The organism is Exiguobacterium chiriqhucha RW-2 (assembly GCF_000416965.1).
GTDB lineage: Bacteria > Bacillota > Bacilli > Exiguobacteriales > Exiguobacteriaceae > Exiguobacterium > Exiguobacterium chiriqhucha.
Genome location: NZ_ATCL01000003.1, coordinates 12,020 through 28,112, shown reverse-complemented (window position 1 = coordinate 28,112; position 16,093 = coordinate 12,020). Strand labels below are relative to the sequence as shown.

General features: G+C 54.4%; 11 protein-coding genes. All 11 read right to left on the bottom strand.

What is annotated here, in order from left to right; translation table 11 throughout:
- Positions 1–47 precede the first annotated feature (47 nt).
- Positions 48–1,220: a CamS family sex pheromone protein gene (locus M467_RS16350; protein WP_021065211.1), complete on the bottom strand. Its 1,173-nt coding sequence runs from the start codon at positions 1,218–1,220 to the stop codon at positions 48–50.
- A 141-nt stretch (positions 1,221–1,361) separates the two neighbouring features.
- Positions 1,362–3,227, bottom strand: a complete 1,866-nt coding sequence (locus M467_RS16345) for a DUF7507 domain-containing protein (protein ID WP_021065210.1) — start codon at positions 3,225–3,227, stop codon at positions 1,362–1,364.
- A gap of 225 nt (positions 3,228–3,452) precedes the next feature.
- Positions 3,453–5,450 carry an NAD-dependent DNA ligase LigA gene (gene ligA / locus M467_RS16340; RefSeq protein ID WP_021065209.1) on the bottom strand — a complete coding sequence of 666 codons (1,998 nt, stop codon included), beginning with the start codon at positions 5,448–5,450 and terminating at the stop codon, positions 3,453–3,455.
- A 9-nt stretch (positions 5,451–5,459) separates the two neighbouring features.
- Complete coding sequence (gene pcrA, locus M467_RS16335; RefSeq protein ID WP_021065208.1) at positions 5,460–7,676, bottom strand: DNA helicase PcrA; 2,217 nt, start codon at positions 7,674–7,676, stop codon at positions 5,460–5,462.
- A 38-nt stretch (positions 7,677–7,714) separates the two neighbouring features.
- A complete protein-coding gene (pcrB, locus tag M467_RS16330) occupies positions 7,715–8,392 on the bottom strand; it encodes a heptaprenylglyceryl phosphate synthase (protein ID WP_021065207.1) in 678 nt (225 codons plus the stop codon).
- A gap of 93 nt (positions 8,393–8,485) precedes the next feature.
- Positions 8,486–8,722, bottom strand: coding sequence for a hypothetical protein (locus M467_RS16325; protein WP_021065206.1), 237 nt, complete (start codon positions 8,720–8,722; stop codon positions 8,486–8,488).
- Positions 8,723–8,734: 12 nt separating this feature from the next.
- Positions 8,735–10,117: a TrkH family potassium uptake protein gene (locus tag M467_RS16320; RefSeq protein WP_021065205.1), complete on the bottom strand. Its 1,383-nt coding sequence runs from the start codon at positions 10,115–10,117 to the stop codon at positions 8,735–8,737.
- Positions 10,118–10,153: 36 nt separating this feature from the next.
- Positions 10,154–10,459 carry a YerC/YecD family TrpR-related protein gene (locus tag M467_RS16315; protein ID WP_021065204.1) on the bottom strand — a complete coding sequence of 102 codons (306 nt, stop codon included), beginning with the start codon at positions 10,457–10,459 and terminating at the stop codon, positions 10,154–10,156.
- Between the two features lie 67 nt (positions 10,460–10,526).
- Positions 10,527–12,269: an adenine deaminase C-terminal domain-containing protein gene (locus M467_RS16310; protein ID WP_021065203.1), complete on the bottom strand. Its 1,743-nt coding sequence runs from the start codon at positions 12,267–12,269 to the stop codon at positions 10,527–10,529.
- 179 nt (positions 12,270–12,448) lie between these two features.
- Positions 12,449–14,734, bottom strand: coding sequence for a bifunctional diguanylate cyclase/phosphodiesterase (locus M467_RS16305; RefSeq protein WP_021065202.1), 2,286 nt, complete (start codon positions 14,732–14,734; stop codon positions 12,449–12,451).
- A 99-nt stretch (positions 14,735–14,833) separates the two neighbouring features.
- Positions 14,834–16,087, bottom strand: a complete 1,254-nt coding sequence (gene purD, locus M467_RS16300; protein ID WP_021065201.1) for a phosphoribosylamine--glycine ligase — start codon at positions 16,085–16,087, stop codon at positions 14,834–14,836.
- Positions 16,088–16,093: the final 6 nt, after the last annotated feature.

Genomic DNA, 16,093 nt, shown 5'->3' with positions numbered 1-16,093 from the left:
ATACGAAAAAAAGAAGGCATCCGTTTCATCACGATGCCTTCTTACGATTAGAAATATACTCTTGGACTGTCCATGCCTTCTTCGAACACGATGGTCACTTCTTGTTGGCCACCGAGTGAGGTGACGTTAATCCGGACCGGTACGTTCCGGTTGTACTCCCACCGGTTCTCGAGCAAACCGACGACGTGCTGGGTGAACCCGACGAGCTCGGCCCGGCTATAAAACTGGATTGGGATGTCGATTTCGATTCGTGACAACTCGCCGTTTTGATAGAAGCCCTTCCCGATCATTCCGCTGAAATCCGGGAACACATCGGCAATCCGATCACTGAAGAGGGAGAACTTTTGGGCATCGTCGCGCACTTCTGTCGTCGCCGTGGCGGACGGGAAGTAATAATATGTCTCATCGATGGCGGTCCAGTCGTTTGCCGCCACTTCATTAGCTGAGCCGACGAATGCCGATTTGATATAGTTCCCTGGTGTCGGTGAACCTTGCGGCGCTTTCATATACAACGCGACGTTAATATCGAGGTCTTTAAAGTCCTCACGTTTCCGCAACTGGGCGACGAGTTCATTCGCCATGCGTTCTCCTTCAGCGATGACTTTCTTTTCGTCCAACTTTTCCGTATACGTCGGACCGAAATTCGGCGCCTGGAACACGTACTCTTGATTCAAAATCAAGGCGAATGACACACCGCCGAGTTGATACCCACTATCCGTTTTCGTCATATAGTTTTGTTCGACAAGCGATGCCAAATAGAGTGGCGACTTTTTATTCTCCTCGACGAACTGGTCTTCGGCCACTTCGGCCGTGCCGTTCGCATACGCCGGGTTAAGCGGGACGAGACCTTCTGACGTTTTGTCTTTACGGCCAAGCAGACGCGATACATCTTCACTCGTCAATAGCTGCCCTTCTTGATAGGCGTACTTCTCCGGATCGAACGCGCCGGTCGAATGGCGCATGAGGCCGAGTTCCACTTCTTCGAGCTCGAGCGATGAGCTGACTTGACGTTGCGCCAGCCCTCTGGCCGCAGCCGGTTTAAACGGAATGACCATCTGGTAATATGAATCACGCGCTTGAATCGCTTGCGTGACCCCTTCGGCTGCCGTCTCTTCGCCTGTCGGTGTGACTTCTTCTTCCCCCATCGGGATTTTCATAGAGCACCCACCGAGAAAAACCGTTGCGGCGAGAGCTGGGATGAGCATTTGTTTCCATTTCATCTATGTCAGAACTCCTTTAATGATTCGTTTCGTTACACTTCGTCCATTATAACAAAATCATCCGTTGAAAAAAGTGTCGAAGCGGAATCAGTGCCAATTCACAGCAAAACACCCTTCAACTCGAGTGGAAGGGTGTCCGTGTCACGCTTTCGCGGATGAGCGACGTCGATGCGTCAAGAACAAGAGACCGAGCCCAATCAAGACGAGTCCGAGTACCGTTCCCCACGTTTTGGTTGTGCCGGTCATCGGGAGGGTCGCTTGGTCTGGCGTCACCGGAGTCGTCGGTTCCGGCACATAAACCGATTCATCTTGGTCATCACGGTTATCGTTGTCCGGTTTTGGAAGGCTTTGCTTCACGTGCACGGTCGCCTCGACCGTCCGCGACACGCGCGCCTCACGATTGACTTCGAACGTGAACGTCGTCCGGTTCGTGAGCACTGCGCCGGCCCGCACATCGTAAGATGGCAAGAGTACTTTCTCCATCTCGAGTACGACCTCTTCGCCGGGGACTAGTCCGTTCTCGACTTCGGCCAGAGCACGCATTCCGTCTCGAAGCGTCTCGGTCGTCTCGCGCTGTTCTTTGGTCGTCAACGCCCCGCTCGTCCATTCGTCGAGGACATCGACGAAGTACAACGTGACGTTCGACGTGTTCGTGATTGTATACGTATAGCGAATCGCCTCACCTGGATGCACCGTCTCGGGACGCGCCATCTTCGTGACGGTGAAGTCGGCTTGATTCAATAAGACGATTTGTTGGCTCTCGGCATCGATGATCCGACCGTAAGCATCGGTCGCAGCGACGCGGAACACGTTCCCGATTTCAGGGGCGCTCGTCCAATCGTAATCGGTTGGAATCGATAAGTTGACGGTCGCCTCGACTCGTTCCCCAGCGAGAAGCCCATCATCGCCGACGAGTGCCAGTAAGCGCTCGCGGACGTTTGCATTGAACGTGTCGACCGCCTTGGCGTCGATGTCGCCGCTAAAGAACTCATCTTCGATGGACGTGATTGTGAGCGCCGTCTCGCCTGTATTCTCGATGACGAACGTATACGGAATCATCCCACCGACGACGGCTTGGTCGATGTTTGCCTCTTTCCCAACCTCAAGGCCAATCGTCTCGTTCGGTACGACCGTGACGCTCGCTTCCTTACAAGCTGACGGGACAGCCTCGTCTTCGACACCGATACAGAACGTATTCGTCACGACGGTCTCACTCGTCACGTCTGGTGCGAACATGTCGAATTGAATCGTCGTCGTCCCGACCGGTATCGTCGGGAATGTCCATTCAAATGCAGGCGGCCCACTCACGGTCGTTGGAGCGACCGAGCCTTCCGGACCGAGCACTTCGACCGAATCCGCGACGACGGTCAACGCTTCGGGCACCGTGTTGGTCACAGACAAGTTCTCAATTGGAGCGCCCGTCACATCGATGACGAGCCGATACGTCACCAAATCTCCGCTTAACACACGCTCGATCGGCCCATCGGCACCGAGCACCAATTGCTCGATGGCAACTGCCGGATTAGCGGAGGGTGCGGCCACTTCTTCTGTGACAGGTTCCTCTGGTGATGGCTCTGGTTCAACGAGCGGAGGCTCGACCGGTGTGTCGACGTCTGGAACGGTCTCCGTCCCATCATCGCCCGGTTCGCTTGACTCACCTGCAAGCTGCTCCATCTGGAATGCATAGACGGCGTCCGGAAATGAGTATGGAACACCGGCTTTGTCATACAAGGTGACTTGATCGATTGTCGTCAAGTCGACTTCTGTCGCATCAATCATGAACCGCCAAATCGTTGACGTCTCACGAGCCCCGTAATACGTGACATCCGCATAAATCAGGCTCGCGTCATCGTACGCTTCGATTTCTTCAGGGCTCAAATCAATTTGTGCATAAATTGGCGTTGGTGTCACCGTCGTGTTCGCGTAACTTCCATGCGGTGCCCACGTGCCAATCAATACGAGGACGAATGTGATGAGTGCGATGAAACGTTGGTTGGTGCGTTGCATGATGGTCCCTCCTCTTAGGTGTGACGAACGTCTGCGATGACACGCTCCGGCACAGGAGAGGGATGGAGGATGAGTGTGCACGAGTCGTGGTGTAGGGTCTTGGTGTCGAAAAGTATTTGTAGATACTAATCATTACCCGTCCGTTGACGGTGCGAACCTGCACACGACCGGAAACGTTTAAAAATCAGGTCAATGAAAAAAGGCCCTCCTTCAGGAGGACCTCGTTCAAGTTTGGTCGGCTAAGAAGGCGAGCAAAGCTGCCTCATCCCACACTTCGATGCCAAGTGACTCGGCTTTCGTCAATTTCGAACCTGCCTTCTCGCCTGCGACGAGGAGGTCGGTGTTCTTGCTGACGCTGCCTGTGACGCTCGCACCGAGCAGTTCAAGTTTCTTACCGGCCTCACCACGCGTCATCTCATGCAGTTTCCCGGTCAAGACGACTGTCTTCCCGGCGAGCGGCGCATCAGCGTCAGCGACCGGTCGTTTCGCACCTTTAAACGTCAGGTTAACCCCTGCAGCTCCGAGGTCACGGACGAGGTCACGAGCTTCCGGCTTTTCAAAGTATAAGACGATCGATTCAGCCATCTTCGTACCGATACCATCGATTGATGTCAATTCGTCGACGGATGCCTCCATGACCGCTTCCATCGTCTCGAACCGTTCCGCAATCAACACGGCCGCTTTTTGTCCGACGAGACGGATGCCGAGCGCGAACAAGACACGCTCGAGTGAGTTCTGTTTCGATTGCTCAATCGCCGCGAGTAGGTTCGTCACCGACGTCTCGCCCATCCGATCGAGCGCGAGCAACGCATCCCGATCGAGGCGATACAGGTCGGCCACGTTATGGACGAGGTCAGACGCATGGAGTTGCGTAATCACTTTCTCACCGAGCCCATCGATATTCATCGCCGGGCGCGATACGAAATGAATCAGCCCTTCGAGCAGTTGGGCCGGGCATTCCGGATTGACGCAGCGGTGGTCCGCCTCGCCCTCTAACCGGACGAGTTCAGATTCACAAGCTGGACAATGCGTCGGGAAGACGATTTCCGTCTCCTCCCCGGTCCGCTCACTGACGAGCGCCGAGACGACGGCTGGGATCACGTCCCCCGCTTTCTTGATGACGACACGGTCTCCGATGTGAAGGTCCTTCTCTACAATGAAGTCCTCGTTATGGAGCGTCGCATACGTCACGGTCGACCCTGCGACCGAGACCGGTGCAAACCGCGCACGCGGCGTGACTTTCCCGGTCCGCCCGACACTAAAGTCGACGTCTTCAATCGTCGTCACGACTTCCTCGGCCGGGAACTTATACGCGACGGCCCAACGCGGACTCTTCGCCGTGAAGCCGAGCTGTTCTTGCTCTTCGTAAGCTGCGACTTTGATGACGATGCCGTCAATCTCGTACGGCAACTCCGACCGCTTCGTCACATACGTTTCAATATAGTCCCATAACTCATCGGCCATATGACACGTCGTGTATTCTTGGCTGACGGCAATCCCGAGACGGCGCAAATATTCGAGCGACTCGTCATGCGAGGCGACGAGATCGTCCGTCGAGACGAGCCCGTAGGCGAAGAACGCCAAGTTCCGCGACGCCGCGATTTTCGAGTCGAGCTGCCGGAGCGAACCTGCCGCCGCATTGCGTGGGTTGGCGAATAGTGGTTCGCCGAGGCGTTCCCGCTCGTCGTTCAAATGTTCGAACGACCGTTTCGGCATGTACGCCTCACCGCGCACCTCGAACGTGACGTCCTCGTTCAACCGGAGCGGAATCGAGCGGATCGTCTTCAAGTTTTGCGTGATGTCTTCCCCAGTCGTCCCGTCCCCGCGCGTCGCGCCACGGACGAGCCGACCCTCTTCGTATTTCAGCGACACGGCGAGCCCGTCAAACTTGAGCTCGGCGACGAACAGCGGACTATAGCCAAGATCTTTCTCAATCCGTTCGACCCATTCGACGAGTTCTTCTTTGGAGAAGACGTTCCCGAGCGACAGCATCGGCGTGTCATGTGTCACTTTGACGAACGCATCGAGCGGGACGCCGCCGACACGTTGCGTCGGTGAATCCGGACTCCGGAGTTCCGGATAGTCCGTCTCGATTTCAATCAATTCGTTCATGAGACGGTCGTATTCCGCATCCGGGACACTCGGTCGGTCGAGCACATAATATTCATACCCGTATTGATTTAACTTTTGACGAAGCGCTTCAACGCGTTCTGCCATCTCCATATGATCACCTCACGCTTTTTCGATTGGGGCAAACTTGGCGAGCAGGCGCTTGATGCCGACGGCCGGGAAAGCGATATCGAGCTCGAGCTGATCGCCTTCGCCACGCGTCTGAACGACCGTGCCTTGTCCCCATTTCTTATGATTGGCCTTGTCCCCAACGTTCCAACCGATTGATTCGGCGCCGGACGACTGGGCAAGTTTTGGTTTCGGTTTCGAGCTGAAGCCGTTCACAGGAAGTTTCCCCGGCGACTCGACTGGATTCCATGGCATCGGCTTCTTCGCTTTGCCCGATCGCTCCAAGAGCGTCTCTGGCAACTCGTGCAAGAAGCGCGACTCCGGGTTGTTTTGGAAACGCCCGTACAACATGCGGGACTGGGCCCGTGTCAAATAGAGACGCTTCTCGGCCCGCGTGATGCCGACGTACGCGAGACGGCGTTCTTCTTCCATCTCTTCCGGGTCGTTCAAGGCACGGCTGTGCGGGAACAACCCTTCTTCCATCCCAATCAAGAAGACGACCGGGAACTCAAGTCCCTTGGCCGAGTGTAGCGTCATGAGTGTGACTTGGTGTAACTCGTCGACTTCTTCGAGCGTGTCGAGGTCCGAGACGAGCGTCAAATCGGTCAAAAAGGCGACGAGTGTCTGCTCGTCACTCTCTTTCTCAAAATTTTGGGCGACCGAGAGGAACTCTTGCAAGTTCTCAAGGCGGCTCTCGGCTTCGAGCGTCTTCTCGATTTTGAGCATCTCTTCGTAGCCTGACTTCTTCAACACTTCTTCAATCAATTCCGAGATGGACAAGTAGTCGGCCATTTGACGCAAATCGACCATCAATTGACGGAACTCGGCGAGCTTCGTCGCTGTGCGCGGCGCAATGCCCGACAGTTCGATGTCACGAATCGCTTCCATGAGCGACACGCCTTGCATCCCGGCGAAGTCGCCGAGCTTATCGACCGTCGCGGCGCCGATGCCGCGCTTCGGTTCGTTGACGACACGGACGAATGAGATGTCCTCGTCTGGGTTGGCGATTAAGCGCAAATACGCCAAGATATCCTTGATTTCTTTTCGTTCATAGAACTTCGTCCCGCCGACCATCTTATACGGGATGTTCGACTTGAGGAGCATTTCCTCGAGTCCGCGCGATTGGGCGTTCGTCCGGTACAGGACGGCCATCTCGCCGTAATCGATGCCTTCTTGGCGGAGCTCCTTCATCTGATTGATGATGAAGAACGCTTCATCCCGGTCATCCGAGGCGACATGCAAGAGGAGTTTCTCGCCTTCGACGTTCTCGGTCCAAAGCTGCTTGTCTTTTCGACCTGAGTTGTTTTGAATGACACCGTTCGCCGCTTCCAAAATCCGCTTCGTCGACCGATAGTTTTGTTCGAGCAAGATGACGTGCGCGCTCGGATAATCCTTCTCGAACGTCAAGATGTTGGCGATATCAGCGCCGCGCCAGCGATAAATCGACTGATCCGAGTCACCGACGACACACAGGTTCTCATGCGCCTGCGCGAGCAGCTTGACGAGCGTGTATTGGGCCCGGTTCGTATCTTGATACTCGTCGACGTGGATGTATTGGAACTTCTTCTGATAAAACGCGAGCACGTCCGGCGCTTCTTGGAACAACTGAATCGCCTTCATGATCAAGTCGTCAAAGTCGAGCACGTTGTTTTGCTTCAATTTCTTCTCATACGCCGTGTAGACGTCCGAGATGACTTTCTCGTACGGGTTGTTGCCGACGAGTGCGGCCGCGTCTTGCGGCGTGCGTAGCTCGTTCTTATGGTTCGAGATCATACCGAGGAGCGTCCGTGGCTCATATTTTTTCGGGTCAAGGTTCAACTCTTTAAGCACTTGCTTGATGGCCGTCAACTGATCGGACGAGTCGAGAATCGAGAAGTTCCGGTCATAACGGATGCGATCGATGTCACGCCGTAAAATCCGAACACACATCGAGTGGAACGTCGAAATCCAAATATCGTCCGCGACGCCACCGACGAGGCGGGCGATCCGGTCTTTCATCTCGCGAGCCGCTTTGTTCGTGAACGTAATGGCGAGAATGTTCCACGGCGCGATTTGTTTCGACGCCATCAAGTAGGCGACGCGATGCGTCAAGACACGTGTTTTCCCAGACCCTGCCCCGGCCATGATGAGCAACGGGCCGTCCGTATATTTGACCGCCTCCGCTTGCGGAGGGTTCATGCCTTTGACTAATTCTTCACTCAAGTTATACATAATCGTTTCCTTTCCCTATCCAAACATTTGTTCTTATTTTATCGGAGTGCCGCGACAGTCGCAAGCGCTCCTTCGAAATTGTCATAAATTACATTGCCGACGACGATCGTATTCACGTGTTCAGCCATCACCCGGGCCGACTCGTATCCGGTGATGCCGCCCCCATAAAACAGATGGGCGTCCGGCACGGCCAGTCGCACTTCTTGGACGAGCTCGACCGATCCGAACGTGCCGCTATACTCTACATACAAGGAAGGCAGGCGGAACAAACGATGTCCCGTTTCCGCATAGGCGATGGCTGTCTCGATGGACAAATCGGTCTTCGCCTCGGTCACGTGGGCCACTTTCGCATCTGGATTCAAGACGATATACCCTTGTCCGGTCACGTCAGCGTGAAACAAGTGTCCGTATCGTTCGAACGCTCTCGTTTGATGACCGATGACCCAGTCCACGGTGCCCGCGTTCAAGACGGTCGGAATGAAATAGTGGTCGAAGCCTCGAATCACTTGCTCGGGATGGCTCATCTCGAGCGCGAGCGGGATGCCGCATCCTTCGAGACGAGTATAGAGCGCGAACGTGTTTTCCGCGTCGACCCCGTCCGTCCCACCGATGAGGAAAGCGTCCGTGCCCGAACGGATGAGCGCTGCGAGCGCCGAATCATCGAGCGGTTTATTCGGATCAAGTTTAAAGACGTGGCGCCACGATTGAAAATCCATTCGGCTTCCCTCCCATTCGATACCTTCTCTAGTGTAGCGATTTTTCCCGTCGCTTGCATCTGTTGAACAAAAAAAGACTTGCCGAGGCAAGTCTCAAGCACGTCTGGCGTGCGTCTTTTGTTCGCGGGCCGTCATCCATTTGGCGACGACGAGTGCGAACAGTCCGTAAACCGGGATGAACCAGAGCGGATTGGCCAAAAAGAAGCCGAGCACTGGAATCTCGAGTAACGGTGAATCTGGCGAGCAGAGCGCTGTTCCGTTCACGACCGCGATGAACGGTAAGACCGGGACGGCGAACACGTAACCAAAGTTGATCCAAAAAGCCTTCATGATCTGAGCTCCTTAGCCTAAGATGATTGATTCTTTCGGATAGTTGTACATCCGTTTCGGCTGTCTCCGCTGCAAAATCAAGATGAAGGCGATGACACCGATTCGACCGATGAACATTAAAATCGTGAGTACCCATTTTCCGACGTTACTGAACTCTGCCGACAGACCGACCGACAAGCCGGTCGTTCCGAACGCCGAGCACGCCTCGAACAAGATGCGGGTAAGCGATGCGTCTTCAAAGAAGGTGAGCACCATGACCCCCGTGAGCAGGACAGCGAGTGACACCGTGATGATGACGAACGCTTTCCAAATATCCTCGAGCACAATCTCGCGCCCGAAAATTTTGATGGACGAGTCGCCGCGAATGAACGCGACGACCCCGAGCACGGCGACGGCGAACGTCGTCGTCCGAATCCCCCCGCCGACCGAGGACGGGGACGCCCCGATGAACATCAGAATCGATAACAATAACATACTGCCTTCCGAGAACAGGTTGACGTCTACCGTCGTCAAGCCCCCGTTTCGCGTCGTCACGGACTGGAACAAGGAATCCGAGAGCGCCAGCCAGAGCGGTAAGTCTTTGAACGCGTTATTGTATTCAAATAGAAACAAGCCGACGGTCCCGACCGCGATCAATCCAAAGAACGTGGATACCGTCAATTTCGTGAACAACGAGAAGCGGCGCGGGAAATTCTCACGTTTCCGTATAATCCGGTTCGTCAAATAGGTGCGAATCTCGACGAGGACCGGGAACCCGATGGCGCCACCGGTCATGAGCGCGATTTGCGTAAAGATGACGAACGGGTCTTCCCGGAATGGCGCGAGCGAACTGCCGGTGATATCGAACCCCGCGTTCGTCGTCGCACTAATCGAACCGAACAGCCCTTGCAGGAACGCCTCTCTGGCCGTATCAAAGTAATTTAAGTAATGGATTCCGAGCATGATTGCCCCAATCGCTTCAATCGTGATAACGGTGATGACAATTTCCGCAATATACTTCACGATTCCAGACATCGACGTCTGGTTCTGGTCCCGTAAAATCAGCTGACGCTCACGAAAGCCAATCCGCTTTCCGAGCAAAATCCACATGATGACATGCAAACTGATCAGACCGACCCCGCTCACTTGAACGATGAACAGGATGATGAACAGCCCGAACGTCGAAAACGTATCCGTCACGACGATTGGCGTCAAGCCGGTGACGCTGACACAGCTGACCGCAAAAAAGACGAGATCGGTGAATGTGATCGTGACACCCGGCTGTCGCGCAATCGGTAAGGCGAGCAGAATGACAGCTAACACGACCGCCGCACTGTAAATCAACACGAGTGTCTGGACCGGTGTCAGCTTCCGGAAGAACAGCTGTAAATTTCGTTTCATAAACTTGTCTTGCATCTCGCCCCTCCTCTCCCATCAAAAACAAGATGACTCTTACGAGTCACCTTCTGATTGTTTTAGACGTTCAAGGGCAAGATCATAACCGCCAGACCCGTAGTTCAAGCAACGCTTGACGCGGGAGATGGTGGCTGTCGAAGCACCTGTCGCTTCTTCAATTTTATGATATGTGCTACCTTCACGAATTTGACGGGCTACTTCAAGCCGTTGGGCGAGCGCCTGTACTTCGTTCACGGTCGCTAAATCTTCAAATAGTTGATAACAATCTTCGAGTGTATCGAGCTTCAAAATCGCCTCAAATAGCTGATCGAGCTCTCGTCCTCGTAATTTATCGAGTTGCATCCGCAAGCATCCTCTCTCATCGTACTTCTTTATCATTCTAAAGCACGACCGGCTCGGACTCAACTGTTCATCGTAAAATCGCCGGAAATAGTATTTGTTTCTTCATCACTTCGTAAATCCCGAGCGGTGTGGCCCGCACATATGGCAAGTGCGTCGACGCCAAGAACAAGAGCGTATAAATCGGGTCTTCGAACTTGTACCCACGGGTGAGTAGCTCGGCCCGCAACCCTTCTTCTTGGACAATCAACCGTTCGACCGGCTCCTTCGACGTCATGCCACAGAGCGGGAGCGGGATTTCCGCGATCACCTCACCGCGGTCGACAAGGACGATGCCGCCGCCAAGTTCCTTCATCCGCTCGAAAGCCGTCAACATGTCTTGTTTGCATTTCCCAAGAATCAAATAGTCACCGCTAATCGAATACGAACTGACGAGGCCTCCGAAGTCGTTGGCGAATCCTTTCAGCACCGTATTGAGGCGCCATTTCCCTTCTTTATCGAGCAGCATGAGGAACGACTCGTCCCCGTCACGTGGCAGCTCATCTTGTCCGGTATCGTGCGTGATTTTGAACAGCTTCATGATGACCGAGTTGACCATGTCGAGCCCGACCGGCATGCTGAACGATAAGTCGTTCGGCGTCAGTTCGATGTCGACGTTCGTCGACGGCATCAAGGCAAGCGCCGCATCGACGAGCTCGTTCGGAAATTCGGACGTCCCGTCCCGATAAATCCATTGCCCTTTGGCAATGACAGCGCTCGGGCGTGGCTCATCAACCGCATCCAAAATATTGAGATGGGCGATGCGTCCCGGCGCAATCGAACCGAGGACGTGGTCGAGCCCGAAGTGTCGCGCCACGTTCAACGAGACGATGCGGTATGCTTCAATTGGAGGCAAACCCGCCTCAATCATGATTTTCACGAGCGCGTCTTGTAACCCGTCTTGATAAAATCCTGGCGTCGACCCGTCTGTCGTGACCATCACATGATCGAACGCCTCGAGTCCGGCGTCGAGCAGACCACGGATGAGTCCCGGAAGGTCAGGACGAATGGAAGAGTGACGGAGTGTTGTCGTATAGCCGTGTTCGAGCCGGCAGAGCGCTTCTTCGGCCGTCATCGCTTCATGGTCGCTGTGAACACCCATCAACGCCATCTTCGTCAACGTCTTCGCCGAAGCCCCTGGGAAGTGTCCTTCGACCGGGAGACCGCACGTCTCCGCATCGAGCATCCACTGAAGCATCTCGTCATCACCTTTTAACGTCCGTGGCCAGGCCGTCAATTCTCCGGCCATGATGACGTCCGGGTGATTGAACCAAGCGTGAATCCGCTCGGAGTCGACGAGAACGCTATCACGGTCAAGTTCGGTCTGTGTATCGAGACGCGCCCACCAGTACGTGCTCGTCGGAAGCTGTTGCATCGCTTCCAGTTGCGCAAACGCTTGCTCCTTATTTTGTAAAAAAAGAAGCATGTTGTCATTCACGAGCGTTGTCGTCCCCCGCTCACCTGCATACTTCGACAGCGTCGCCGGATTATATAGTTGGAATGGATGCGCGTGCGGCTCGATATAGCCCGGCACGATGTATTTCCCTGACATATCCACCGTCTCGACGGCGGCTTTCGGTACATCTGGCCCGACATAGACGATTCGGTCATGCTCAATCCATATGTTTGCTTGTTTCCACTGCTTCACGTACATATTTAAGTATGTGGCATTCGTCAATACGAGCGAAGGTGGTCTGACTTGGCTCACGACTTCTAATTGTGACCGAATCATCGCTTTAGACCACGGTGCCCGCGCCGATCGTTTTGGTGGCATCGAACCCAATCCTCCCTTAATCGCCTCGCCATTATTATTAGAAAATAATTTTGTAAGCGTTTTCTTTCATCTGATTCAAGTTTACCTTTTCTCTGAAAGGCTCGCAAGCTATGTTGCCCATTGTAACGGAATTCACATGAAATTCACACAAATAAAGACGTCTCCCGCGGGAGACGCCTTCACCAATCGTACATCGTGACCGTCTTTTTCAAATAATGCTCGAGTTGAGCGAGCGGAACGGGCTTGCTGTAATGATAGCCTTGAATGAGGGAGCTGCTATGTTCGAGCACGAAGGCAAGCTGTTCCGGACGTTCGACTCCTTCGGTGACGATATCGAGCCCGAGCGTGTGGAACGTCTGATATAACCCTTCGAGCAACGCCCGGTCGAACGTGTTCTCCGGAATCCCTTTGACGAAATTCTGGTCGATTTTAATCAAGTCGAGTTGGAGCGACTGTAAAAACGACAGCGACGACGTGCCGACCCCGAAGTCATCGAGCGAGATTTTGACGCCGATGGCCTTGAGCGATTGAATGAACTGCTGAAGTTCGTATAAATTGCCGCCGACCTCGCTCTCGGTGATTTCCACATGGAGACGGTGAGGGTCAAATCTCGAACTCATCAACACTCGTTCTAATGAAGCTAAAAACGAACCGTCGGCGATTTGGCGCTTCGACACGTTAATCGAAAGGAACAAGTGATGTCGTTCCACGTGGTCTTTCATCTCTGTGACCGCTTGTTCGAGCACCCAACGACCCAAATCAGAGATGAGACCGAGCTGTTCGGCGACAGGGATGAAGAGTCCAGGTGAGATTTGACCTTTCGTCGGATGGTTCCAACGAATGAGCGCCTCCACGCCACGTACGGCAAATGGTCGCGGCGACACGATCGGTTGATAATACAGTTCGAATTCATCATGTTCGAGCGCATGGCGCAAGTCACGCTCCATCTCGAGCGTCTGTAAGTAGTGGCTTCCATCCTCGATTTCTTGGAACGTGAGCACTCGATTCTTTCCTGACAGTTTTGCCTCATGAATGACGACATCGAGCCGTCCCATCATCATCTCGTACGTATGGTGCGGTTCGGCACAAGTGAACACATCGATACCGATTGTCGCCGCCATCCCCTTCACCCCGTTGACTTCGGCCCAATCTTTCAAGTCTTTGATCAAACGCCGGGCGACCGGCTGCAATTGTTCGAGCGTCCAGCTTGGGTGGACGAACATGAATTCATCGGCACCGATTCGGGCGACAAATCCGTCTTCTTTATAAAAGTTGAGTCGGGAAGCGATATAAATCAGGACGGCGTCGCCTGTCCGGTGTCCGTACTGGTCGTTGATGCGCCGGAAATCGTCCAAGTCCAAACCGAGCACACCGATTTGGTCTTGTTTGCCACGTACGTTCGAGAAGTAGTCCTCAAGCGCGAGCCGGTTCGGGAGCAACGTCAACGCGTCACGAAACGCCCGGTCAATCACTTCGGCACGTGTGTCTTCGAGTGCCGCGAGCACTTCATTCATGCTCGTCGCCATCTGTTCAATCTCGTCGTGGCTGTTCGCATCACGACTGAGCCGGAGCCGACTATCCCGTTCGAGCGTGATCACTTTCAACTCACTGACGATTTCCATGAGACGTCGAATCACGACCCGGTGAATCGTCCACAGCAACGAAAAGAAGAGACCGAGCCCAAGGACGACGAGGGCGATCATCCCGAGTCGCAACATCGCCACCGTATTTTCATAATGTGTTTGTTCGACGGTGAATTTGACTTCGAAATCGGACTGTTGAAACACGGTGCCAAGCGGAATCACGACGTCGGTCCCCGCATCGCCATCCGTGATGACCGTCTGATTTTGACGCGCGGGTTGAATCGTCAATGGAATTTTCGTCTGGGTGCTCATGTCCGCCAGAAATGCCGGGTCGACGAACTCGAGCATGACGAGCGTACCTTGACTTGGACCACTACTATCACTTCGTAAAATCGGGTGACTGACGTACAGCGTCGGACCGAAATCACTCGCATAGATGCCGTTTTGCGTACCTTCCTGATCGCTTAATCGAGAAGTGACCGCCTTGATGAGCGTTTGTTGATCGGTTTTTGACAACGTCGTGCTCGCTGAACGGAACGACGAGTAGAACGCTTCTCCGTCCCGGTCCAAATAGACGATGGCATTGACGCTCAAGTTTTCAAGCGATTCCTCGCTAATGTTACTTTGGACATAGGAGGCGTTCCGTCGTTGAACGAACGTGTACGTGTCATTCCAGACGGCCCAATCGACGAGTGTGCGCTCGAGCGTATGCTTCCGATTGGCGAGCGTCTCTGACACGCTCGCGACTTGACTCTCGACCGTCTGCCGATCTTGCTCCATGCTCCTCTCGATAAAATAAGGGCGGACCCCAAAAAAGATGACTCCGACAAACACGACTATATTCACGGCCACCGCAATCATGAGCTTCGTCCGAATGCGCACGTCGACCACCTTCTTCCTTCAATCTACTCCATTATTGTAGAGCAGGAAGCGTGAATTCCCTTCTTTTCGCATGAAAAAAAGGACGGGTTGACCCATCCTTTAAAAAATACGTGCCAACGCCCGTCCCCCGATGTCTCGACGGTAGAACGTCTGTGGCAAATCAAGTTGTTCGAGTGCCGTATAGACGGCATGTTTCGCTTCGAGCAAGGTCGGTTTTGTCGACGTGAGCACGAACAAGCGTCCCCCGTTGCCGACGATGTCCGCCCCGTCACGGGTCGTGCCCGCATGGAACACGAGCACATCGTCTCGTAAGTCACCGAAGCCTGATAGTACCTGTCCGGTCGTCGCTCGATCAGGATAGCCTTCTGCCGCGACGACGACTCCAATCGTATAGCCTTCCACCCATTCAATCGGATACGGTTTCTGGTCCACGACCGCCTCGATGACGTCGAGGAGAGGCGATGCCAAGTTCGGGAGAATGACCTCAGTCTCTGGATCGCCGAACCGAGCGTTGAACTCGATTACTTTCGGACCATCCGCCGTCAAGATCAAGCCTGCATACAAGAACCCTTCGAACGGAGTACCACGTTCGACCATCGTCCGCGCGAGCGGGAAGAGCACGCGCTTGACCGCTTCCGCGTACACGGCATCGTCGAGATGAGGCATCGGACTGTACGCGCCCATGCCACCCGTATTCGGCCCTTTGTCGCCGTCAAACGCACGCTTGTGATCTTGTGACGTGATCATCGGGATGACGTGCTCGCCTGAGACGAACGCCATGAGCGAGAACTCTTCCCCGTCTAAAAACTCTTCGATGACGACACGGGACTGATCCCCGAACTTATCGGTGCCGAAGATGTCGTGAATCGCCTCTCGCGCCTCTTCGAGTGTGAACGCGACGGTCACGCCTTTCCCGGCAGCGAGCCCGTCCGCTTTGACAACGAGCGGCGCTTCCGACTGATCGATATGACGTAACGCTGACTCGGCGTCGGTGAACGTGTCGTACCCTGCGGTCGGGATATTTGCTTCGCGCATCACTTCTTTGGCGAAGGCTTTACTACCCTCGAGGAGCGCTGCCGCTTTCGTCGGTCCGAAGATGTGTTGACCTTCTGCTTGGAACGTATCGACGACTCCGGCCATCAGGGCCGATTCGGGGCCGACAATCGTCCAGTCGATTCCTTCGCGCTTCGCAAACCCAACAAGGGCCGAAACATCCGTCTCTTCAATCGGCACGCAGGTCACACCATCCATATTGAGATTGCCCGGGGCGACGAACACCTCATGTCCGTCTTGTCCCAGTTTCCAGGCGAGCGCGTGTTCACGGCCGCCACGTCCAATGACGAGTACGTTCATCTTATC

What these genes read in the sequence shown, in the direction of transcription:
- M467_RS16350 (WP_021065211.1), bottom strand. Translation starts at nt 1,220, where the DNA reads ATGAAATGGAAACAAATGCTCATCCCAGCTCTCGCCGCAACGGTTTTT.
- M467_RS16345 (WP_021065210.1), bottom strand. Translation starts at nt 3,227, where the DNA reads ATGCAACGCACCAACCAACGTTTCATCGCACTCATCACATTCGTCCTC.
- ligA (WP_021065209.1), bottom strand. Translation starts at nt 5,450, where the DNA reads ATGGAGATGGCAGAACGCGTTGAAGCGCTTCGTCAAAAGTTAAATCAA.
- pcrA (WP_021065208.1), bottom strand. Translation starts at nt 7,676, where the DNA reads ATGTATAACTTGAGTGAAGAATTAGTCAAAGGCATGAACCCTCCGCAA.
- pcrB (WP_021065207.1), bottom strand. Translation starts at nt 8,392, where the DNA reads ATGGATTTTCAATCGTGGCGCCACGTCTTTAAACTTGATCCGAATAAA.
- M467_RS16325 (WP_021065206.1), bottom strand. Translation starts at nt 8,722, where the DNA reads ATGAAGGCTTTTTGGATCAACTTTGGTTACGTGTTCGCCGTCCCGGTC.
- M467_RS16320 (WP_021065205.1), bottom strand. Translation starts at nt 10,117, where the DNA reads ATGCAAGACAAGTTTATGAAACGAAATTTACAGCTGTTCTTCCGGAAG.
- M467_RS16315 (WP_021065204.1), bottom strand. Translation starts at nt 10,459, where the DNA reads ATGCAACTCGATAAATTACGAGGACGAGAGCTCGATCAGCTATTTGAG.
- M467_RS16310 (WP_021065203.1), bottom strand. Translation starts at nt 12,269, where the DNA reads ATGCCACCAAAACGATCGGCGCGGGCACCGTGGTCTAAAGCGATGATT.
- purD (WP_021065201.1), bottom strand. Translation starts at nt 16,087, where the DNA reads ATGAACGTACTCGTCATTGGACGTGGCGGCCGTGAACACGCGCTCGCC.